The 21,731-nt window shown below is 70.1% G+C and carries 19 protein-coding genes; 4 read left to right on the top strand and 15 right to left on the bottom strand.

The features are described from left to right. Both ACYQ8K_RS22105 and ACYQ8K_RS22100 read left to right on the top strand, forming a co-directional pair. On the top strand, positions 1 to 826 hold an 826-nt coding region (locus ACYQ8K_RS22105), incomplete at its 5' end, for a mycofactocin-coupled SDR family oxidoreductase (RefSeq protein WP_459972393.1). A gap of 5 nt (positions 827 to 831) precedes the next feature. Then, on the top strand, positions 832 to 1,704 hold the full coding sequence (locus tag ACYQ8K_RS22100; protein ID WP_459972391.1) for an SAM-dependent methyltransferase: 873 nt from the start codon (positions 832 to 834) through the stop codon (positions 1,702 to 1,704). Positions 1,705 to 1,804: 100 nt separating this feature from the next. Here ACYQ8K_RS22100 and ACYQ8K_RS22095 read toward each other — a convergent pair whose 3' ends face one another. From ACYQ8K_RS22095 to ACYQ8K_RS22055, 9 genes are all read right to left on the bottom strand, one after another. Further along, the gene (locus ACYQ8K_RS22095) at positions 1,805 to 3,481 is read right to left on the bottom strand and encodes a ribonuclease J (RefSeq protein ID WP_459972390.1); all 1,677 of its coding nucleotides are present in this window, start codon (positions 3,479 to 3,481) and stop codon (positions 1,805 to 1,807) included. A gap of 19 nt (positions 3,482 to 3,500) precedes the next feature. After that, entirely contained in the window at positions 3,501 to 4,403 is a 903-nt protein-coding gene (gene dapA, locus ACYQ8K_RS22090; RefSeq protein WP_459972388.1) for a 4-hydroxy-tetrahydrodipicolinate synthase, read from the bottom strand. A 72-nt stretch (positions 4,404 to 4,475) separates the two neighbouring features. After that, positions 4,476 to 5,228, bottom strand: a complete 753-nt coding sequence (thyX, locus tag ACYQ8K_RS22085; protein WP_459972386.1) for an FAD-dependent thymidylate synthase — start codon at positions 5,226 to 5,228, stop codon at positions 4,476 to 4,478. Between the two features lie 10 nt (positions 5,229 to 5,238). After that, the gene (locus ACYQ8K_RS22080) at positions 5,239 to 6,372 is read right to left on the bottom strand and encodes a restriction endonuclease subunit S (protein WP_459972384.1); all 1,134 of its coding nucleotides are present in this window, start codon (positions 6,370 to 6,372) and stop codon (positions 5,239 to 5,241) included. Then, positions 6,369 to 7,775 (bottom strand): class I SAM-dependent DNA methyltransferase, encoded by a 1,407-nt coding sequence (locus ACYQ8K_RS22075; RefSeq protein WP_459972382.1) that lies wholly within the window; start codon positions 7,773 to 7,775, stop codon positions 6,369 to 6,371. The genes ACYQ8K_RS22080 and ACYQ8K_RS22075 overlap by 4 nt, the downstream gene beginning before the upstream one ends. Beyond that, positions 7,775 to 8,998, bottom strand: a complete 1,224-nt coding sequence (locus tag ACYQ8K_RS22070) for a winged helix-turn-helix domain-containing protein (RefSeq protein WP_459972381.1) — start codon at positions 8,996 to 8,998, stop codon at positions 7,775 to 7,777. The genes ACYQ8K_RS22075 and ACYQ8K_RS22070 overlap by 1 nt, the downstream gene beginning before the upstream one ends. A 63-nt stretch (positions 8,999 to 9,061) precedes the next feature. After that, positions 9,062 to 9,796 carry a cell division protein DivIVA gene (locus ACYQ8K_RS22065; RefSeq protein ID WP_459972380.1) on the bottom strand — a complete coding sequence of 245 codons (735 nt, stop codon included), beginning with the start codon at positions 9,794 to 9,796 and terminating at the stop codon, positions 9,062 to 9,064. A gap of 72 nt (positions 9,797 to 9,868) precedes the next feature. Then, positions 9,869 to 10,393: a dihydrofolate reductase gene (locus ACYQ8K_RS22060; protein ID WP_459972378.1), complete on the bottom strand. Its 525-nt coding sequence runs from the start codon at positions 10,391 to 10,393 to the stop codon at positions 9,869 to 9,871. 61 nt (positions 10,394 to 10,454) lie between these two features. Beyond that, the gene (locus ACYQ8K_RS22055; protein WP_459972376.1) at positions 10,455 to 11,255 is read right to left on the bottom strand and encodes a thymidylate synthase; all 801 of its coding nucleotides are present in this window, start codon (positions 11,253 to 11,255) and stop codon (positions 10,455 to 10,457) included. Between the two features lie 98 nt (positions 11,256 to 11,353). On the opposite strand from ACYQ8K_RS22055, the gene ACYQ8K_RS22050 reads away from it, so the two are divergent. Next, on the top strand, positions 11,354 to 12,103 hold the full coding sequence (locus ACYQ8K_RS22050) for a dienelactone hydrolase family protein (RefSeq protein ID WP_459972374.1): 750 nt from the start codon (positions 11,354 to 11,356) through the stop codon (positions 12,101 to 12,103). Here the strand turns inward: ACYQ8K_RS22050 and ACYQ8K_RS22045 are convergent. The 4 genes from ACYQ8K_RS22045 to ACYQ8K_RS22030 all read right to left on the bottom strand — a co-directional run bounded on the left by ACYQ8K_RS22045 (position 12,092) and on the right by ACYQ8K_RS22030 (position 16,466). Beyond that, the gene (locus ACYQ8K_RS22045; RefSeq protein ID WP_459972372.1) at positions 12,092 to 13,306 is read right to left on the bottom strand and encodes a glycosyltransferase; all 1,215 of its coding nucleotides are present in this window, start codon (positions 13,304 to 13,306) and stop codon (positions 12,092 to 12,094) included. The two genes, ACYQ8K_RS22050 and ACYQ8K_RS22045, sit on opposite strands and share 12 nt — an antisense overlap. A gap of 81 nt (positions 13,307 to 13,387) precedes the next feature. Continuing rightward, positions 13,388 to 14,491 carry an acyl-CoA dehydrogenase family protein gene (locus tag ACYQ8K_RS22040; RefSeq protein WP_459972370.1) on the bottom strand — a complete coding sequence of 368 codons (1,104 nt, stop codon included), beginning with the start codon at positions 14,489 to 14,491 and terminating at the stop codon, positions 13,388 to 13,390. Next, complete coding sequence (locus tag ACYQ8K_RS22035; RefSeq protein WP_459972368.1) at positions 14,488 to 15,687, bottom strand: acyl-CoA dehydrogenase family protein; 1,200 nt, start codon at positions 15,685 to 15,687, stop codon at positions 14,488 to 14,490. The genes ACYQ8K_RS22040 and ACYQ8K_RS22035 overlap by 4 nt, the downstream gene beginning before the upstream one ends. Continuing rightward, positions 15,684 to 16,466 (bottom strand): SDR family oxidoreductase, encoded by a 783-nt coding sequence (locus ACYQ8K_RS22030; RefSeq protein WP_459972366.1) that lies wholly within the window; start codon positions 16,464 to 16,466, stop codon positions 15,684 to 15,686. The genes ACYQ8K_RS22035 and ACYQ8K_RS22030 overlap by 4 nt, the downstream gene beginning before the upstream one ends. A 134-nt stretch (positions 16,467 to 16,600) precedes the next feature. Here ACYQ8K_RS22030 and ACYQ8K_RS22025 point away from each other — a divergent pair, with 134 nt between their 5' ends. Beyond that, on the top strand, positions 16,601 to 16,930 hold the full coding sequence (locus tag ACYQ8K_RS22025; protein WP_459972364.1) for a PE-PGRS family protein: 330 nt from the start codon (positions 16,601 to 16,603) through the stop codon (positions 16,928 to 16,930). Between the two features lie 13 nt (positions 16,931 to 16,943). Here ACYQ8K_RS22025 and ACYQ8K_RS22020 read toward each other — a convergent pair whose 3' ends face one another. Beyond that, complete coding sequence (locus ACYQ8K_RS22020) at positions 16,944 to 20,180, bottom strand: carboxyl transferase domain-containing protein (protein ID WP_459972421.1); 3,237 nt, start codon at positions 20,178 to 20,180, stop codon at positions 16,944 to 16,946. Beyond that, positions 20,177 to 21,709: a class I adenylate-forming enzyme family protein gene (locus ACYQ8K_RS22015; protein ID WP_459972362.1), complete on the bottom strand. Its 1,533-nt coding sequence runs from the start codon at positions 21,707 to 21,709 to the stop codon at positions 20,177 to 20,179. The genes ACYQ8K_RS22020 and ACYQ8K_RS22015 overlap by 4 nt, the downstream gene beginning before the upstream one ends. Positions 21,710 to 21,731: the final 22 nt, after the last annotated feature.

The following is a 21,731-nucleotide window of genomic DNA, read 5'->3' as shown; positions in this document are numbered from 1 at the left end:
CCGCTCGCCCCACCCACCCCTTAGGCCCACGGCCGCATACACCCCCGGCCCCGCGCGGGCCCCGGGCGGCGCCCACGCGGTGCGCCTGGCCGCCGACGGCGCCGACATCATCGCCGTCGACCTGTGCGACCAGATCGCCAGCGTCCCCTACTCGCTGGCCACCGCCGACGACCTGGCGGCCACCGTGAAGCTGGTGGAAGACACCGGCGCCCGCATCGTCGCCCGGCAGGGGGACGTCCGCGACCGCGACTCGCTCTCGGCGGCGTTGCAGGCGGGGCTCGACGAGTTCGGCCGGCTGGACATCGTGGTGGCCAACGCCGGGATCGCCCCCATGCAATCCGGTGACGACGGCTGGCACGACGTCATCAACGTCAACCTGACCGGCGTCTACCACACCATCAAGGTCGCGATACCCACGATGGTCAAGCAGGGCACCGGCGGGTCGATCGTGTTGATCAGTTCGAGCGCGGGGCTGGCCGGGGTCGGCAGCCCGGACGCCGGTTCCGTCGGCTATGCCGCCGCCAAGCACGGAGTGGTCGGGCTGATGCGGGTCTACGCGAATTTGCTTGCCGGGCAAACGATCCGGGTGAACTCGATCCATCCGTCCGGCGTCGAGACGCCGATGATCAACAACGAGTTCACCCGCGAGTGGCTGGCCAAGATGGCCGCGGCGACGGACACGCCGGGAGCCATGGGCAACGCCATGCCGGTGGAGGTGCTGGACGTCGAGGACATCGCGAACGCGGTGGCGTGGCTGGTGTCCGACCAGGCGCGCTACATCACCGGTGTGACCTTGCCGGTCGACGCGGGATTCCTGAACAAGTAGCCACCATGGCACGAAACCCGGTTGCGCAGACTGCATTTGGCCCGATGGTGCTGGCCGCCGTGGAGCAGAACGAGCCGCCCGGACGCCGCCTCGTCGACGACGACTTCGCCGAGCTCTTCCTGCCCGCCCCGCTGCGGTGGCTCGTCGGCGCGACCCGGTTCGCGCCGGTTCGCCGGCTGATGATCCGCGGCTCGGAGTTCACCGGGCCGGGATTGTGGGCGAATCTGGCCTGCCGCAAGCGCTTTATCGCCGACAAGCTCAAGGAGTCACTCGACGACATCAACGCCGTCGTCATCCTCGGGGCGGGGCTGGACACCCGCGCCTACCTTTTGACGCGGCGGGTGCGCATCCCGGTGTTCGAGGTCGATCTGCCGGTGAACGTCGCCAGGAAGTTCAAGACCGTGCGCCGGGTGCTCGGTGAGCTGCCGCTGTCGGTGCGGTTGGTGGCGTTGAACCTCGAGCACGACGACCTGCTCACCTCGCTCGCCGAGCACGGCTATCGCACCGATTACCGGGTGTTCTTCATCTGCGAAGGCGTCACCCAGTACCTCACCGAGGCGACGGTCCGGCGCACGCTGGACGGGCTGCGCGCGACCGCGCCCGGCAGCCGTCTGGTGTTCACCTACGTCCGTAGGGATTTCATCGACGGCACCAACCGGTACGGCACCCGCACGCTGTACCGCACCGTGCGCCAGCGGCGCCAGCTGTGGCACTTCGGCCTGCAGCCCGACGAGGTCGCCGCGTTCCTCGGCGAGTACGGCTGGCGGCTGATCGAGCAGGCCGGTCCCGACGAGCTCGCCCAGCGCTACGTCGAACCCACCGGCCGCAAACTCAAAGCCTCGCAACTGGAGTGGTCGGCCTACGCGGAGAAGATCTAGCGGGTCAACCCAACCCGGGCCGCCCCGCGACACTTAAATCACGCACGCGACACGCCGTAAATCACCGCATTGGTTTAAGTTTCGCGGCGGAACTAAGTTGCTAGACCTCGATGACGGTCGGAACGATCATCGGCTGCCGGCGGTAGGTTTCGCCCACCCACTTGCCGACGGTGCGCCGCACGCCCTGGGCGATGCGGCTCGGGTCGGTGATGTTCTCGGCCAGCAACGCTTCCAGCTCCGCCTCCACCCTGCGCACGGCGGGCTCGAGCGCCTTGGGGTCCTCGGAGAAGCCGCGCGAATGCAGGTGCGGCGGGGCGACCGGACGCCCGGTGCCGCGCGCGACCACCACGGTCACCGCCACGAAACCGGACGACAGGATGAGCCGCTCGCCCAGGGTGATGTCGCCGACGTCGCCGTTGATCAGGCCGTCGACGAACATCTTGCCCACCGGCACCGCGCCGGCGATCGAGGCCTTGCCCGCGACCAGGTCGACGGTCACCCCGTTCTCGGCCAGCAGGATCGACTCCTCCGGCACGCCGGTGCGGGCAGCCAGTTTGGCGTTGGCGCGCAGCATGCGCCACGTGCCGTGCACCGGCATGACATTGCGCGGCCGAATCCCGTTGTACAGGAACAACAGTTCCCCGGCATAGGCGTGGCCCGAAACATGCACGCGCGCTTGAGCGTTGGTGACGACGCGGGCCCCGATCTTGGCGAGCTCGTCGATGACGCCGTAGACCGCTTCCTCGTTGCCCGGGATCAGCGACGACGCCAACACCACCAGGTCGCCCGCGGTCAGCGTGATGCTGCGGTGCTCACCGCGCGACATCCGCGACAGCGCCGACATCGGTTCACCCTGGGTGCCGGTGGTGATCAGCACCACCTTCTCGGCCGGCATCATCTCGGCGGCCCCGATGTCGATCACGTCCGAGTCGGCCACCCGCAAAAATCCGAGTTCGCGGGCAATGCCCATGTTGCGCACCATGGATCGGCCGACGAACGATACCCGCCGGCCCAAAGCGACTGCGGCATCGATGATCTGCTGGACGCGGTCCACGTTGGACGCGAAGCACGCCACGATGACGCGGCCCTCGGCGCCGCGGATCAGGCGGTGCAGCGTCGGGCCCACTTCGCTTTCCGACGGCCCGACGCCGGGGTGCTCGGAATTGGTTGAGTCGCACAGGAACAGGTCCACCCCGGCGTCGCCGAGCCGGGACATGCCGGGCAGGTCGGTCGGGCGGCCGTCCAGCGGAAGCTGGTCGAGCTTGATGTCGCCGGTGTGCAGGATGGTTCCCGCGCCGGTGTGCACGGCGATCGCCAGCGCGTCGGGGATGGAGTGGTTGACGGCGAAGTACTGGCATTCGAACACGCCGTGGGTGCTCTTCTGGTCCTCGGCCACCTCGACGAACACCGGCTTGAGGCGGTGCTCGCGGCACTTCGCGGCGACCAGCGCCAAGGTGAACTTCGAACCGACCACCGGGATGTCGGGGCGCAACTTGAGCAGAAACGGGATGCCGCCGATGTGGTCCTCGTGCGCGTGGGTCAGCACCAGCGCCTCGATGTCGTCGAGCCGGTCCTCGATGTGGCGCAGGTCCGGCAGGATCAGATCCACCCCGGGCTCGTCGTGGGTGGGGAACATCACGCCGCAGTCGATGATCAGCAGCCGGCCCAGGTGCTCGAAAACCGTCATGTTGCGGCCGATTTCGCTGATGCCGCCAAGAGCAGTGACCCGCAACCCTCCCGCGGCCAAGGGGCCTGGCGGGGTGAGGTCTACGTCCACTTCTCGGAAACTCCTCGGGTCACCGCAGCACCGAGGCCGCGCGCATATCGGCGGCCAACGCGTCGAGTTGTTCTGGCGTCGCGGGCATTTGCGGCAGCCGCGGATCGCCGACGTCGATTCCCTGCAGCCGCAGGCCCGCCTTGGACATCGTCACGCCGCCGAGGCGGGCCATCGCGTCGCACAGCGGGGCGACGTTGGCGTTGATCTTGCGGGCGGTGGCGATGTCCCCGGAGCTGAAGGCGGACAACATTTCCCGCAGCTGCCCCGCCGCCACGTGAGAAATCACGCTGATGAATCCAGTGGCGCCCATGGCCAGCCAGGGCAGGTTCAGCGCGTCGTCGCCGGAGTAGTAGGCCAGGCCGGTTTCGGCGATGATCTGGCCGCCGCTGTGCAGGTCGGCCTTCGCGTCCTTGATCCCGACGATGTTCGGGTGAGCGGCCAGCGCGCGGATGGTCTCGGGCTGGATCGGAATCACCGAACGCGGCGGGATGTCGTAGAGCAGCACCGGCAAGTCGGTCGCGTCGGCGACGGTGGTGAAGTGGGCGATCAGCCCGCTCTGCGGCGGCTTCGAGTAGTACGGGGTGACCACCAGCAGCCCGTGGGCGCCCTCGGCCGCGCAGGCCTTGGCCAGCCGGACGCTGTGGGCGGTGTCATAGGTGCCCGCGCCGGCGATGACGCGGGCCCGGTCGCCGACGGCCTCCAACACGACGCGCAGCAGCTCGCGCTTCTCGTCGTCGGTGGTGGTCGGGGACTCGCCGGTGGTCCCGGAGATCACCAGCCCGTCACAGCCCGCGTCGATCAGGTGATTGGCCAGCTGGGCGGCCGCGGCGGAGTCAAGGGAGCCGTCGGGGTGAAACGGTGTGACCATCGCGGTCAGCACGGTTCCCAACCGCGCTGGGGCGTCGAATCCGACCGTGCTCACGGTGTTCAGGTTACCTGGCGCCAGCAAGGTATTTAGCACCCACGTGGACGCGCGCCGCGGCGCGTCGACGCGTCAGGCCTCGGTCGCCAGCGGGCTGGTCGCGACCTCCGTGCCGTCGGCCAGCGTGGAGATCTCGAAGTCGGCGAACACCGCGGGCGCCACACCCCCCAGCTGGCGCAGGCACTCGATGGCGAGCCGCCGGATTTCCACGTCGGCGTGCTCGCTGGCGCGCATGGCGATGAAGTGGCGCCACGCCCGGTAATTGCCGGTCACGACGATGCGGGTTTCGGTCGCGTTGGGCAGCACGGCGCGGGCGGCCTGGCGGGCCTGCTTGCGCCGCAGCACCGCATTCGGTTGATCGGCGAATCTCGCTTCGAGTTTCGCCAGCAGTTCGGTGTAGGTGGCGCGGCTGGCGTCGGCGGCCGCGGCCAGGATCTGCTGCAGTTCCGGATCGTCTTCCATGCCCGGCGGCACGACGACGTGCGAGTCCTTCTCTGGGACGTAGCGCTGAGACAGCTGCGAATAGGAGAAGTGCCGGTGCCGGATCAGCTCGTGGGTGCATGAGCGCGAGATGCCGGTGATGTAGAACGACACGCTCGCGTGTTCGAGCACCGAAAAGTGGCCGACGTCGATGATGTGCTTGATGTAGCCGGCGTTGGTCGCGGTCTTGGGGTTGGGTTTCGACCAGCTTTGATAGCAGGCCCGGCCGGCGAACTCGGTGAGCGCTGGGCCGCCGTCGGCGTCGGTGCTCCACGGCACGTCCGGGGGGGCCAAGAAGTCGGTCTTGGCGATCAGTTGCACGCGCAGCGGCGCGATCTGGGCCACGGCGCTCACCTTAGCCCGGCGACGATGCGCGCCGCGGAGTGGCGCGAGGAGGAGCCGGGCAATCAGCCGCACGCGTGCCGGGCGAATCGGCGTCTCTGACCCGCACCGTGCCGCAGATCAGCGACGGCAGCAGCGCGTCGCGCAGCCCCGCCAGCCGCGCGCTCTCGGTGCGGCGCGCGTGACACAGCGCGCCCAGCCCGGTGAGCGACCGCAGCGCCTCGGCGCCCAACCGGCGCACATCGGGGACCGACGCGTCCAGCAGGTCGCGCGGCTGAATTCGCTGATGGCTGCCCGAGGTTCCCGCGACCCGCCGCTGCAGCCGTTGCAAGACGTCGGGTTGGCGCAGCGCCGACCACAGCGCGGAGGAATCGATGCCGACCGGCAGCAGTGCGACGAACTCCGTGCTGGCCACCGCCATCTCCGGCGGCAGGCCCAGCACGTTCCAGATCCGCGGGATCCGCGGGTTCAGCTTGGCGAACAGGACGCACGGCCGGGTCAGCAGCAGCTTGGCGCTGCGCACCTGCGCCGCGCCGACCAGGTGGGGTCTGGCGCCGTCGTCGAACGCCGGGAGGCTGAAGTGGCCGAGGCGAGCGTCGAACTCGCTGACGTTGCGGGTCGCGGTCGACCGGGTGGCCAGTCTCGACAGCCGCACCCGATCCGGTGCCGATGCGGCGAGGGCGACCATCAGGCGTTCCGCCGTCTCGATCACTCGGTCGTTGGCGGCGATCTTGTCGTCGAACGCCCCCAGCAGCTCGGCGATCCGCCGCCGTTCGCGCGCCGCGACGGTCCGTACCGGAACATCGTTCAGGATTTTCCGGTTGAGCAGGGGCTGCCCCGATCCAGATCGATGATCGGCCAGCCGGCAGGTCTGCAGGGCGTAATACCAATACCGGGTCTCTTGCGGGTCTTTGGCGCGGCACACCAGCGCGTTTTCGGTGACCCAGACCTCGGAGTCGCAGTAGCGCAGGCTGCCGCAGTACGACCCGACGCGGCCGAGCACGATCAACGGCCCGGTGGCGTTGTGCTCGGCTGCGTACCCGATGGCGCCGTTGGCGCCGTAGACGGGGACGCGCCCGCCGGGGTCGCGTGGCGGGGCGCTGCGTCCGGCGCTGAAGTCGAGGTGCTCACCCAGGACGGTCTTCACCGCAGCCGCCTCACCTGTTGGCGCACCACGGTTTCCGCGCGGGCCGAGTCGTCCAGCGCGGCCAGCAGCTCGTCGGTCAACCGCGCGATCTTGTCGTCGACGGGTTCGCCGTCGTCCGGCACGGTGGGTGGGTCGACGTAGCGTCCCGGCGTCAGCGGGTAGCCCGCGGCCCTGATGGCGTCCACCGGGACGGACTGGCAGAACCCTGGAACATCTTGATAGGTAAGGCCTTTGGTGACGGCCGACGCCGCGCCCGACCACGCGTGACAGGTGTCCGCGATCCGGGCGATCTCCTCGCGGGTCAGGGCGCGCTCGGCCCGATCCACCAGGTAGCCCAGGCCGCGCGCATCGATGAACAGCACCTGCCCCGACCGGTGCGCCTTGTCCATGGCGAAAAACCACAGGCACACCGGTATTCCGGTGCTGCGGAACAGCTGCGCGGGCAGCGCGATCATGCACGACACCAGGTCCGCATCGACGATCCCGGCGCGGATGTCGCCCTCGCCCATCGCGTTCGACGACATGGAGCCGTTGACCATCACCACGCCGGCCGTGCCACTCGGGGCCAGCTTGGACAGGATGTGCTGAATCCAGGCGTAATTCGCGTTGGTCGCGGGCGGAATGCCGAAGCGCCAGCGTGGGTCATGTTCGTCGCGGGCCCAATGTTTGATGTTGAAGGGCGGATTGGCCAGCACGTAGTCCATCTGCACGCCGGCGTGCAGATCGGTGGCCAGCGTGTCAGCACACCGCACGCCCAGGCCCGCGTTGTCGATGCCGTGCACGGCGAGGTTCATCTTCGCCATCCGCCAGGTCTGCTCGACGCTTTCCTGCCCGTAGACGGTGATTTTCGCGGGATCGCCGTCGCGTTCGGCGATGAAGTGTTCGGTCTGCACGAACATTCCGCCCGACCCGCAGCACGGGTCATACACCCGCCCGCCGGTCGGTTCGAGCACCTCGACGAGCAACCGCACGACGCTGGGCGGGGTAAAGAATTCGCCGCCCCGGCGCCCTTCCGCGCGGGCGAAATTGCCCAGGAAGTACTCGTAGACCTCGCCCATCAGGTCCCCGACCCGCCCGCCGTCGTCGCCGATTCGTGCGCCGTCGAGCACGGTCACCAGGTCGGCGAGGCGACGCGGGTCGAGCTTTTCGTACAGCCGGGGCAGCGTCCCGGCCAGCGCCGGGTTCGCCGTCATCACGGCGTCCATCGCATCGTCCGCCAGGCGGCCGATGCCCTCGGATGCGACGTTGTCCGCCAACGCTTTCCAGTGCGGTTCGGAGACGTGCTTGAGGAACACCAACCCCAGGATCACGTCCTTGTACTCGCCGGCCGACAGCGAGCCGCGCAGCTTCTCGGCCGCCTTCCACAGCGTGGCCTTGAGCTCCTTGGACGTCGACGGCGACATCAGCTGACCCGCTTGGCCGCCGCGCGCAACTCGCCGGACAGATCGCCGCGACCGGCGACGCTGACTCCGCCCAGGCCCAGCCAGGACGCCATGGACTCGAGTTCACCGGCCAGCGCCGCGGCGACGCGGGGCCTGGGCGCGTCGGGCTCGCCGAACGCGCCGAGGACGCGCAGCGAGTCGGCGGCGCGGTCGGCCTTGAGGTCCACCCGCGCGACCAGCCGCCCGTCCATCAGCAGCGGCCACACGTAGTAGCCGTACTGCCGCTTGGCGGCGGGGGTGTAAATCTCGATGCGGTAATGGAATTCGAATAATCGCTCGACGCGCGGCCGGAAGAAGATGAGCGGGTCGAACGGGCACAGCAGCGCGGTGCCGCGGTCGGCGCGGGGCACCGTGCGGCCGGCCCGCAGGTAGGCCGGCGCCGGCCACCCGTCGACGTCGACCGGCTCGATGTCACCGGTGGCCACCAACGCGGCGATCGCCGGCTTGACCTGCTGGGCCGACAGCCGAAAGTAGTCGCGGATATCGGCCTCGGTGCCCACCCCCAGCGCGGTGGCAGCCCGCAGCGCGAGTTCGCGGATCGCCTCGTCGTCGTCGACCTCGCGAGCCAGCACGGCGGCCGGCAGCACCCGCTCCACCAGGTCGTAGTGGCGGGCGAAGCCCACGCGGGTGGCCGTGGTGAGCACTCCGGCGGAAAACAGCGCCTCGGCCACCCATTTAATGTCGCTGCGGCTGCCCCACCAGCTTCCCTTGGGCCCGCGCGGTCCGGCCTCGAGGTGGGCCTCGATCTGTCCGGCGGTGCTGGGCCCGAGTTCGGCGACCGCGGCGACGATCTTATCGGCGAGTTGCGGGTTGGCCTTGACGATGTGGGTACCCCACCGGCCATGGGTGTACTGGCGCATCCGCCAGCGCAGCAGCGGCCAGTCCTCGACGGCCATCAGCGCGGCCTCGTGCGCCCAGTACTCCGCCAGCAGCCGCGACGACCGCGGGCCCCAGGCGGCGCGGTCGAGCACGTCCCGGTCGTAGGGGCCGAGCCGGCTGAACACCGGCGCATAGTGGGCGCGCACTGCCACCGAGACCGAATCCAGTTGCAGCACTTGAATTTTGGAGATCAGCCGCTTCAAGTGCGCGCGGGTGATCTCGCCGCCGGGGCGGGGGTCGGTAAATCCTTGGGCCGCAACGGCTATCCGCCGGGCTTGGGCGGCCGACAGCCTGCGGGTTGGCACGGCGCTGAGGATACCTCGTGGGTGCGACAACGCTCGGCGACCCGGCCGGGGCCGGCCGTGGGCTCAGCCCGCGGCGACCTTGCGGTCCAGCGGCTGCAACACGCCCTCGTCGTCCGAGCCGTTTTGTTCCTGGTAGGCGGCCTCGAGGGCCATCGGAACCTCGTCGAGGTCGCGGTACACGCCCATCAGCTGCTCGAGGATCTTGATGCGCTGGGCCGTCGCCTCGACCACCGCGCGCCGCGCCTTCTCCCGGTAGTGATCGGCGCCCTTTTTCGCGTCGCCGAGGAGCTGCTCGCACTCCCGCTCGGCGTCCTGGCGCGCCTTCTCGATCGCCGACTGCGTTTCGGCGCGCATCTCGGCCAGTTCGGCGTCCAGCTTCTCCTTGGTTTCCGCGTACTCGGTTTCCAGGGCTTTCTGCTGCGCGGCCATGTCGGCGAGCACCTCGTCGCGCTTTCGTTCCGCGGCTTCGGCCTCGGCCTCGGCCGCGGCGATCAGCGCATCGGCCTCCGCCCGCGCCTCGGCCTGCATCTCGGCCACCTCGTCGACCGCGCGGCTGAGCATCTTCGCCATCCGCTGCTGCACCGCGTGCGGCGACGGCGAGGTGTCCGTGAGCACGGCCACCTCCTTGCGCAGCGCGGCCGTCTGATCGCCGGATTCCTGCAGCCGCGCCCGCAGGCTCTCGACGTCGTCGAGCAGTAGCTGCTGCTTGGTGGTCAGCATCTCGATGTGGGCATCAACCGCGGCCGCGTCGTAGCCCATGAATTTTCGAGAGAACGTCTTCACGGGTTCGGTTTTCACTGCCAATTCCCCCTTCTCTCCAAACACCTGGTTGACGCCGTGCGACCCGCCCCCGCGTCCGAGTATGTCAGGTCAGGGCGTGGGCGCGAACGGGTGCGCGGAGGGCCGACGGTAGCTGTGGAAGCGGTACCGCAGCCCCGACCGGCTGGCCAGCCAGTCCCCCGTTTCGCCCACCCAAGTGTCGTCCAGCGTCGGCGCCAGCGCATCGTCGTCGTCGCGTCGCAAATCGATTTCGATCTCGGTGACCTCGCAGCGGGTGGCGTACGGCAGTCCCAGCAAATAAATCTGCTCGCCGCCGATGACCCATGTCTCCGGGCCGCCCGCGCCGTGCGCGAGGGCCTCCTCCATGGTCCCGGCCACCTGCGCCCCGTCGGCGACAAAGCCGGCGTCGCGGGACAGGACGACATTGCGCCGGCCCGGTAGCGGCCGCACCTTCGCCGGCAACGAGTCCCAGGTCCGCCGGCCCATGATCACCGGGTGTCCCATGGTCACCTCTTTGAACCGGGAAAGATCTTCCGGCACGTTCCAGGGGATGTCGCCACCGCGCCCGATCACGCCGGAGGTCGACTGAGCCCACACCAGGCCCACCTCGGTCATACGCGCTACTCCTTGATCCCGGCTTGCAAGCCGCCCGAGCCGGCGTCGTGGCCGGCGCGCTTCATACAGCGACTGGGGCTTTGATCGCCGGATGTGGGTCGTAGTTCTTTACGACGACGTCGTCGTAGGTGTAATCGAATATCGAATCCCGTTCGCCCAGAACTAGTTCCGGGTACGGCCGGGGATCGCGGCTCAGCTGCAACCGCACCTGCTCGACGTGGTTGTCATAGATGTGGCAGTCCCCGCCCGTCCACACGAACTCGCCGACGGCGAGGCCGGCCTGGGCGGCCATCATGTGCGTCAGCAGCGCATAGCTGGCGATGTTGAACGGCACACCCAGAAACAGGTCGGCGCTGCGCTGGTAGAGCTGGCAGCTCAGCCGCCCGTCGGCCACGTAGAACTGGAAGAACGCGTGACACGGCGGCAGCGCCATCTGCGGGATCTCGCCGACGTTCCAGGCCGACACGATGATGCGCCGCGAGTCGGGGTCGTTGCGCAGCAGGTCGAGGGCCGCGCTGATCTGATCGACGTGCTCGCCCGACGGCGTCGGCCAGGACCGCCACTGCACACCGTAGATCGGCCCGAGATCGCCTGTGTTGCTTGCCCATTCGTCCCAGATGGTGACGCCGTGCTCGTGCAGCCAGGCGACGTTGGAGTCGCCGCGCAAAAACCACAGCAGCTCGTAGACCACCGACTTGAGGTGCACCTTCTTGGTGGTGAGCAACGGGAAGCCGGCGGCCAGGTCATAGCGCAGCTGCTGACCGAACAGGCTGCGGGTCCCGGTGCCGGTGCGGTCGGACTTGGCCGTTCCCCGATCGAGCACCAGGCGGAGCAAGTCCTCGTAGGGCGTCGGGATCGGCACGCCGCCAGCTTAGCGGCGATCGCAAGCGCGGCGTGGCCGGGCGCGGCGGGTCGACGCCAATGAATTCGTGTCGACGCCCGCGGAGTAGAACGGGTGCCATGCCGAACATCATCGACGTCGTCACCACCCCCGATGGCACCTGCACGGTGCACCTGTTCACCCCCGACGGCCCGGATTCCCAAGTCCCGTGGCCCGGTGTGGTCATGTATCCCGACGCCGGCGGCGTGCGCGACACGTTCCAGCAGATGGCCGCCAAGCTGTCCGGCTTCGGCTACACCGTGCTGCTTCCCGACGTCTACTACCGCACCGCGGATTGGGCGCCGTTCGACATGGCGACCGTGTTCACCGACAAGAAGGAGCGCGGGCGCCTGTTCTCGATGATCGGCAGCGTGACCCCGGACCGGATGGCCGCCGACGCCGGCGCGTTCTTCGACTATCTGGATGCCCGCCCGGAGGTGGTCGGCGAGCGATTCGGGGTATGCGGCTACTGCATGGGCGGCCGGACGTCGCTGATGGTGGCCGGGCGGGTGCCCGACCGGGTGGCCGCGGCGGCGTCCTTCCACGGCGGCGGCCTGGTGACCGACACCGAGGACAGCCCGCACCTGCTGGCCGACCGGATGAGCGCCACGGTGTACGTGGGCGGCGCCGAGAACGACGCGTCGTTCACCGCCGGTCACGCCGAGCAGCTCGACAAGGCGCTGACGGCGGCCGGCGTCGAGCACACCATCGAGTGGTATTCGGCCGGGCACGGGTTCGCGGTTCCGGACAACGCGCCGTATGACGTCGCCGCGGCCGAGCGGCACTGGGACGCGATGACGGAGCTGTTCGCGGCGGCGCTACCGCGTTAGCGCGGTCATCAGCAGCGTCGCGGCCACCGCGGTGCCGTCGGTGCGGATCGCGGCGGCCACGGATCTCGCCCGCGCGCCGACCTGGTCGGCCAGGACCGCCTCGAGCGCGGCGGACAGCGACGCGGTGGTCGGGGCGGGCCCGTCATGGGCGGCGCCGATGCCCAGGTCGCGCACCCGGGTCGCCCAATAGGGCTGATCGGCCCCCTGGGGCACCACCACCTGCGGCGCGCCGGCCCGGGCGGCCGTCGTCGTGGTGCCCGCCCCGCCGTGGTGCACGACGGCGGCGACCCGCGCGAACAGCGCCTGGTGGTTGACCTCGCCGACGGCCAGGCAGTCGTCCCGGTCGTCGATCGGGGCCAGCTCGGCCCAGCCGCGCGAGACGACGGCCCGGCGGCCCTGCGCGCGGATCGCCTCGATGGCCGTCCGCGCGACGCCTTGCGAGGCGCGCATCGGCATGCTGCCGAAGCCCACGTAGACCGGCGGTGCGCCGGCGTCGAGGAATTCGATCACCTCGTCCGGCAGCGGACGCTCGTCGTGCAGCAGCCAGGCGCCGGTCTGGACGACGTCGAGGTCGGCGGGCTGCCACGGGTCCAGGATCGGATCGGTCGCCAGCCACGGGCGGTCGGTCAGCGCGTAGTCGCGCAGGTTGTCCAGCGGCGGCAGTCCGAGCCCTGCCCGGTGACCGTTGAGCGTCGCGCCGAACGGCTCCTGCATCTGCCGGCCGTCGAGTTGCCACAGCAGCCGGTTGTCGACCGTGCCCGGCGGGAACGGCCCGTTGGCGTACGTCGGCGGCGGGTGGTGCGGCGACGGCAGGATGGTGGGCTGGTAACTGACGTAGACGTAGGGGATCCCCAGGCTTTCGGCCACCGACCGGGCGGCCGCGGCGGCCGGTGGGAACCCGGCGACCACCAGCGCGTCGGCGCCCTCGGCCGCGGCGGCCACGGCGTCGAATTGCACGGCGATCAGCCCCTCCAGGTGCCGGCGCAGGTCCGCCTCCGACGGCAAAGCCCCGGTCTTCATCGCCCGCAGTGAGTCGCCGAACGGCAGCAGCGGCACGTCGACGCCGGCCAGCAGCTCGACGAATTCGGCGTCCGGGGGCACGCTCACCCGCGCGTCGACGCCGAGCCCCCGCAGGTGCACCGCGAGCGCGGCGAGCGGCGCGACGCCTCCGCGCGAGTCGTACGCCGACAGCAACACCCGCATTCGCGCCACTCCCACCTGCCTGGTCGGCAAACTCTATCGTCGCGGGCGCCGGCAGGCGCGCGGGCGCGGGCGGCGCGAAGGTCAGAACGCCGGCAGGTCCACCAATTCGGCCAGGCGGGCGCGGTGACGGTAGGCGGTGCCGAATGCCAACTGGTCGCTTTTGGCCCGCTTGAGGTACAGGTGGGCCGGATATTCCCAGGTCATCCCGATGCCGCCGTGCAGTTGTACGCACTCCTCGGCGGCGTGCACGGCGACATCGCTGCAGTAGGCCTGGGCGATGGCCGCCGCCGCGTCCGCGTCGGGGCCGCCGCCGGCGCACGTGTCGGCCGCGTAGCGCGCCGCGGCCGCCGCCGCGCCGACCTCGAACCACAGGTCGGCCAGCCGGTGCTTGATCGCCTGGTAGGAGCCGATGAGGCGGCCGAATTGCCTGCGCTCGCCGACGTAGCGCAGCGTGGTCTCGAAGCACCATTGGGCGACCCCGAGTTGCTCGGACGCGAGCAGGGCCGCCGCGGTTCGGATGGCGTCGGTGACCGGCTCGTCGCCCGCCCCGACGCGGGACGACGGAGACCCCGCAAACGACACGGCGGCAAGCGGTCTGGTCATGTCCAGCGCGAGCGCCAGGGAGATCTGCACGCCGGCCGCGTCGCGGGCGACGGTGTGCAGCTCGAGCCCGTCGCGCCCGGCGACCGGGACCACCAGCACGTCGGCCGCGTCGGCCCCGGCCACGCTGGTGACCGACCCGCTCAGCCCGTCCGCGCCGCCGCTGACGCCCGAGATCGGGTCGCCCGGTGCGCTCGACAGCGGCACCACCAACGCCGCGGTCAGCTCGCCCTGGGCCAGCGCCGAGACGGTCTCGGTGTCACCGGCACGCAGCAGCGCGATCGTGGCGAGGACGGCGCTGGACAGGAACGGCACCGGGGCGACGGCCCGCCCGATCTCCTCCATCACCACGGCGGCCTCGCGGGCGCTCGCGCCGGCGCCGCCGAGCGACTCCGGCACCAGCAGGCCGGCCACGCCCAGTTCGCTCGCGAGCGTGCGCCACACTCCCGAAAAGTCTTGCGGTTGCGGATCGTAGGCGCGCGCGACCGATTCGGGCGGGCACCGCTCGGCGAACAGCTGACGGACGCCGGCCCGCAGCGCCTCTTCGGTGTCGGAGTACAGCAGGTCGGCGGTGTGCGCGCTCATCGGGGCAGGTCCTTCCACGCGACGTCTTTGTCGACACGATGTTCACCCGGCAGGCCGAGGATGCGCTCGGAGATGGTGTTGCGCAAGATTTCTGACGTGCCGCCCTCGATCGAGTTGCCGCGCGCCCGCAGGTAGCGATAGCCGGGCCCGCGACCGACCAGGTCGACCGTCTCGGGCCTGCGCATGGTCCAGTCGTCGTAGAGCAGCCCGGATTCGGCGTGTAGTTCGATCTCAAAGCCCGAAATCGCTTGCGCCAGTTTGGCGAAAGCCACCTTCATGCCGGCGCCCTCGGGGCCGGGCTGACCGGTGGCCGCCTGTTGCCGCAACCGTTCACCGGCGAGCCGAAAGACCTCCGCCTCGACCCACAGCCGCATCAGCTGGTCGTGCATCGCGGGGTTGCGCAGCGCTGGCTCGTCACGCCAGGCCGCGGTGACCTTGCCGATGTGGCCGCCCTCCCGTGGGGTGCCGGCACGCGACCCGATGGCGACGCGTTCGTTGTTGAGTGTGGTGGTCGCGACCCGCCAGCCGCCGCCCTCCGGGCCGAGCCGATTGGCGTCGGGCACCCGGACGTCGGTGAGGAACACCTCGTTGAATTCCGCCTCGCCGGTGATCTGGCGCAGCGGCCGGATGTCGACCCCCGGTTGCGTCAGGTCGCAGAGGAAGTAGGTCAGACCGTGGTGTTTCGGCACGGTCGGGTCGGTCCGAGCGACCAGGATGGCCATCTGCGCGTGCTGCGCCTGCGAGGTCCACACCTTCTGCCCGTTGACAATCCAGTCTTGAGGGTTATGCGCGTCGCGCACCGCACGGGTGGCCACCCCGGCCAGGTCGGATCCGGCGCCCGGCTCGCTGAACAGCTGGCAGTAGATCTGCTCGCCGGTGAACAACGGGCGCAAGAACTTTCGCTTCTGCTCGTCCGTGCCGAAGGCCGCGATGGTCGGCGCCGCCATGCCCATGCCGATGTAATTCTTGCGGGTGCCGCCCACCGGCGCGCCCGCCGCGGCCAGCCGGGCATCGACGCGCTCCTGAGCTGTCCGCGGCAGATCCAGCCCGCCGAAACCGTGCGGTAGATGCACCCAGGCAAGTCCCGCATCGTATTGTGCGCCAAGGAAATCGCGCGGATTGCTGGTCGCCGGATCGTGCTCGTCGAGCAGGGCCTGCACCCGCGCATCCAGGTCGGCCGTATCGACCGCGGTCATTGCGCGCCGCCCGGTGCGGACTGGAACCCCTGTGCGGCGCCCAGCAGCAGGCCGCCGTCGATCACCATGGCCTCGCCGGTGATCCAGCTGGCCGCGTCGGAAACCAGGAAGGCGACGGCCGCGGCCACGTCGATCGGCTCCCCGATGCGCCCGAGCGCGATCGACGACGCCAGCGGGTCCTCGTGGTCCTTCCACAGCGCCTCGGCGAGTCGGGTCCGCACGACGCCCGGGCATATCGCGTTGACCCTGATGCGCGGCGAAAGTTCCAGCGCCAGTTGCTTGGTGACGTGGATCAGCGCGGCCTTGGTGGCGTTGTACATGCCCATCGCCGGCGATTGATGCAAGCCGCCGATGGAGGCCGTGTTGACGATCGCCCCGCCGTGCTCACCCATCCACGACTTGACCACGAGCGAGGTCCACAGCAGCGGGGCCCACAGGTTGACGTCGAAGATCTTGGTGAAGCGGGCGTGATCCTGCTCGATCAGCGGACCGTATGCCGGGTTGGTTCCGGCGTTGTTGATCAGGATGTCGACGCTGCCGAAGCGCTCCAGCGTGAGCTCGACGCAGCGGCGCGCCGCGTCCTCGTCGACCGCGTGGGCGCCCACCCCGAGGGCCTGCTTCCCCACCTGAGCGGCGGCCTCATCGGCGGCCTCCTGCTTGCGCGCGGTGAGCACCACGTTGGCCCCCGCGGCGGCCAGCTGCTGGGCGATCGACAGCCCGATTCCGCGCGATGCGCCGGTGACGATCGCGGTGCGGCCGGTCAGATCTTGTGAGGTCATGGTGTCGGGCCTTCCGTCGCCGGGGGGAGCCGCCGTTGAGCAGCGGGACTTCGTTTGCCGTCGAATTTTATTCGCGATGTTTTGAACATGTGTTGAGGTGGTATGCCACGCGCATGCTATCGAAATTGACACTCATGAAACCGCTGGTTGTCGCCGGGGCTGTCGCTGCGGCCATCGCCGCCGCGCCTGCGGCCGCTGCTGACGTCTACGTCGCCGGACCGGCCGCCGATTCCCCCGCACCGACCCACGTGACCTTCAAGGACGACCCGGGCGGCGGCGGCTGCGACGCCAATGGAAACTGCGGGTCCGGTGGCCAGTTCAACGGCCCCGGCGGCGGGCCGGGTGGCCAGGGCTGCGTGCCGGGCGTCGGCTGCGGCTCCGGCGGGCAGAACGCGGGCCCCGGCGGCATTCCGGGCGGACAGGGCTGTCTGCCGGGCGTCGGCTGCGGCTCCGGCCACGCCTAATCGCTGAAGCCCGTCAGCCTCCCGAGAGCCTGGTGATCCAGGCCCGGGAGGCTGCTGGGTCTATGACGTCGTCCAGTTCGAACGTGGTGGCCGCCCGCAGCGCCTTGCCGTGCTCGTAGGCGGCGGCCACCAGGCGGTCGAACAGCTTTTGCCGCTCGGCGGGATCGTCTGACTCGTCCGCGGCGGCCAGCTCTTTGCTGAACCCGAGGCGCACAGCGCCCTCCAGGCCCATGCCGCCGATCTCGCCCGTCGGCCACGCGACGGTGAAGTGCGGCGCGCGGAATGAACCACCGGCCATCGCCATCGCGCCGAGCCCATATCCCTTGCGCAGGATGATCATTCCCAGCGGCACCGTCAGCCGGGCTCCCAGGACGAACATCCGGCCGAACCGGCGAACCGCCGCTTGAGTCTCCGCGTCGGGCCCGACCATGAAGCCCGGGGTGTCGCACAACGAGATCACCGGCAGCCCAAACGATTCGCACAGGGTGAGGAAGTCGCCGGTCTTGTCGGCCGCCTCGGCATCGATCGCGCCACCCAGGTGATGGGTGCTGTTGGCGATCAACCCGTACGGCACTCCCTCGACGCGCACCAGCGCGGTGACGATTCCCACGCCGTAGTCTCCCCGCAGCTCCAGCACCGAACCGACGTCGACGACCGCCTCGATCGCCCGGTGCACGTCGTAGGCGCGTAACCGGTTCTGCGGCACCACATGCCGGGCCAGCCGCGGCTCGGGCGCCGTCCAGTCGCTCACGACGCCCTGGAAGTACGAGAGGTATTGTTTGGCCAGCGCGACCGCGTGCGGCTCGTCCCGGGCGACCAGGCTGACCACGCCGTTGCGGCGCTGCACGCCGATGGGCCCGATCGCCTCCGGTGGGTACACGCCCAGTCCGCCGCCCTCGATCATCGCCGGGCCGCCCATCCCGATGTTCGCGTCCGGCGTTGCGATGATCACGTCGCAGACGCCGGCCAGCGCGGCGTTGCCGGCGAAGCACCGGCCCGAAACGACCGACACCAGCGGCACTTTCCCGCTCAGCGCCGCCAGCATCCGGAATGTCGGGACGTCCAGCCCGGCGGCGCCGCCGACATCGGTGTCCCCCGGCCGGCCCCCGCCGCCCTCGGCGAACAGCACCACCGGCAACCGCTTTCGCGCGGCAAGGTCGAACACGCGGTCGGTCTTGGCGTGGTTGCGCATGCCTTGCGTGCCGGCCAGCACGGTGTAGTCGTAGGACACCACGACGGCCTGCGCGGCGGCCCGCCCGAACCGGTCGGCGCCGATGGTGGCCAGGCCGGCGACCAGTCCGTCGGCAGGGGTGTTGGCGATCAGGTCCTCTTCGGAGCGACGGCTGCGCTGGGCGGCAATGGCCAGCGCACCGTATTCGACGAAGCTGTCGGGATCGATGAGGTCGGCGATGTTCTCCCGCGCGGTGCGGCGGCCTCGGCTGTGCCTCTTGGCGACCGCGGCCTGGCGGCCCTCGTCCAAGGTCAGGGAATGCCGGTGCGCGACCTCGTCCAGATCGGCTCGCGGACGGTCCAGATCCATTGTGGCCAAGGCGGACTCGCCGTCGTCCGCCGCCTCCGTCCGGGTAAAGACCAGCAGCGGGTCTCCGGTCCCGACCACCTGCCCGGGCGCGACCAGAACCCGGACGGTGCGCAGCGCGTCCGGCGCGACGAGCACGTGCTGCATCTTCATCGCTTCCAGGACAACCAGCTGGGCGCCCGCCGGGTATTCGGCCCCCTCGGGCGCCACTTCGACCACGGTGCCGGCCAGCTGCGCGCGCAGCGCGTCCTCGCCGGGATAGAGCTCGACCGCCGCCACCCGCGGTGCTTGCTGGTGAGACTGCGCGGCCCGGGCCAGGTCGGGCAGCCTGTCGTCGAGGAAACCGGTGTCCACCCAACCGGATTCGATCCGGTCGTCGATCAGCAGCTCGCGCAGGAAACTGATGTTGGTGTGGACGCCCTCGATGCCGAACTCGGCCAGCGCGGTGCGCGCCTTGCGCACCGCCGCACGCCACGACGATCCATGCACGTCCACGATGACCTTGGCCAGCAGCGAATCGTACTGGGGGCTGATCACCAGCCCCGCCCGGCCGTACGTGTCGACGCGCACGCCGGGGCCGCTGGGCGGGGAGAACACCGTGAGCGTGCCCGCCGATCCGACGACGGAGAAGTCGGGCCCGAACGTCTCCGTGTTGACCCTGAGCTGAACCGCGATGCCGCGGCGAGCGGCCGGCTCGCCGATGACTTCCAGTCCGTCGGAGGCGATTCCGGAAGCCAGCCCCAGCTGGTAGAAGGAGGCACCGCCGGCGATGGCCAGCTGCACGGCCACCAGGTCGAGCCCGGTGGTTTCCTCGGTGACGGTGTGCTCGACCTGGATGCGCGGGTTGACCTCGAGGAAGACGAATTCCTCGCCGGTAACCAGGAACTCGACGGTGGCCAGCCCGCGCAGACCCACGCGGGCGCACAGCCGAACGGCCGCCTGGTGCAGGGCCCGGCGCAGTTCGTCCGAAAGTCCTTGGGCGGGAGCAATTTCGACCAGCTTCTGGTAGCGCCGCTGGATGCTGCAGTCGCGGTCACCGACGGCGTGAGCATGCGTCTGGTGCCCGGCCGGCGCGGCGACGACCTGCACCTCGATGTGGCGGGCGTCGGTCAGCAGCGCCTCGGCGAACAGCGCGGGGTCGCCGAAGCCCAACCGCGCCTCGGCGGCGCAGCGCCGGTAGGCGTCATCGACCTGATCGGCGCTGTGCACCTTGCGCATTCCGCGCCCTCCGCCACCGGCGAGGGCCTTGATCATGATGCCGCCGTCCTGCGCGGCGAAGAATGCCTTGATGTCCTCGACGCTGCTCGGCCCCTCGGTCGCGGGCAGCACCGGTACGCCGGCGGCCATCGCGGCGCCGCGGGCCGACGTCTTATTGCCGAGCAGTTCGAGCACCCGGGCGTCGGGACCGACGAACGTGTAACCGCCCGCCGCGCAGGCGTTGGCGAATTCGGCGTTCTCGCTGAGGAACCCGTAGCCGGGGTGAATCAGGCTCGCGCCGGAGCTCTTCGCCGCCGCCAGCATGGCGGTCTGGTCCAGGTAGGCCCGGGGGCCGCCGCCCGGCAGCCCGATCGCCTCGTCGGCCGCGTGCACATGCGGGCTGTCCGCATCGTCCTCGGCGTAGACCGCGACCGTTCGCATGCCCAATTCGAGTGCGGTGCGGATGATTCGAAGTGCGATCTCGCCGCGGTTGGCGACCAGCAGGCCGGCGTTCATCGCAGCGGCTCGCCCCACTGGGCCTGCTCGCGCAGCCTGGCCTTGAGCAGTTTGCCGCCGGCGTTGCGCGGCAGCGGCTGCGAGACCACCGCGACATATTGCGGCACTTTGAAGTCGGCGAGCAGGCCGCGGCAGTAGTCGAGCACCGCGGGCACGTCGATCTCGTCGTCACCGCCGAACAACACCGCCCCCACCTTTTCCCCCATGACGTCGTCGGCAACCCCGAGCACGCAGGCGTCGGCCACGTGGGGTGCCGCCAGCAGCACGGCCTCCACTTCGACGCTGGAGACGTTCTCGCCCCCGCGGTTGATGATGTCCTTGAGCCGGTCGACGATGTGCAGCCGGCCGGCGTCATCGACGCGCACCACGTCACCGGTGTGCAGCCAGCCATCCGCGAAGGTGGTGGCGGTGGCCTCCGGCCGATTCCAGTAGCCGGCAGTCACATTGGCGCCCCGTGCCACCAGCTCGCCCACGCTGGGTTCGTCCCCGAACGGGATCACCCCGAGGTCCACCGACGGGACCGCGTAACCGACGGAGTCGGCGTGCGCGACCGCCTCGCTGTCGGGCAACACCGTCATCAGCGAGGCCGTCTCCGTCATGCCGTAACCGTTGAATACCGTGGCGTGGCCGAACGCCTCCTTCACCGACCGCACCAGCGACGGGGCGATTGGAGCGCCGCCGTAGCCCACCCAGCGCACGTTCGACACATCGAGCGTCCCAAAACCGCTGTGCCGCAACAACAACGAATAGACCGCCGGGACGGTGACCATCACCGAAATGCGTTCGGCGGTCAGCGTGGTGACCAACGCGTCCAGGTTGAGCGCGGGCATGATCACCGAGGCTCCGCCGAGCCGGGCCGCTGCCAGCAACTGTGTGTTGCAACCGGTCACATGGAACAGCGGAACCGAAATGAGCGTGCGCATCGCCTCGCCCAGATCCCGCGGCTGCTGCAGACAGCGGATCGCGTTCTCGGTGTTCGTCAGGAATGCCTCGTGCGTGGTCGGCACGCCCTTGGGGTGGCCGGTGGTACCCGAGGTGTAGAACAGCGCGGCCGTGTCGGCGCGGCAGAGTTGCTCGGTGACGTAGGGCTGCCCGTCGGGCAGCGCGGCGCCGGGCGCCAGATCCACGTGAGCACCGGAGTCGGACAAGACGAACTCGACCTCGGGTTGCGCCGATCGCGTATTGACCGCCACCACAACGCCACCGGCCATCACGGTGCCCCAGAACGCCAGCGCCCAGTCGATTCCGGCCGGGTAACGCACCGCGACGCGGTCGCCCGGCTTCAGGCCACCGGCGCGCAGCCCGCCGGCCACGCGCGCCGCCCGGTCCCAGAGCTGCCGGTACGTCAGCCGGGTCGCACCCAGCTCGACCAGGGCCTCGGCATCCGGGCGGGCGTCGACCTGTGCGGCGAGCATGTCCAGCAGGGTGGCGGGCAGCTCGTCATAGCGCGGAATGCCGTCGGAACCGCGCGAGACTCCGGTCAGCGGGAACGGGTTGCCGCCGCGCGGAATTTCGATCACTGGAGGCATGCCCGGTCCTTACTATCCTGCT

It is taken from the genome of Mycobacterium sp. MUNTM1, assembly GCF_054660795.1.
This window is presented reverse-complemented; position numbering and strand designations above follow the sequence as displayed.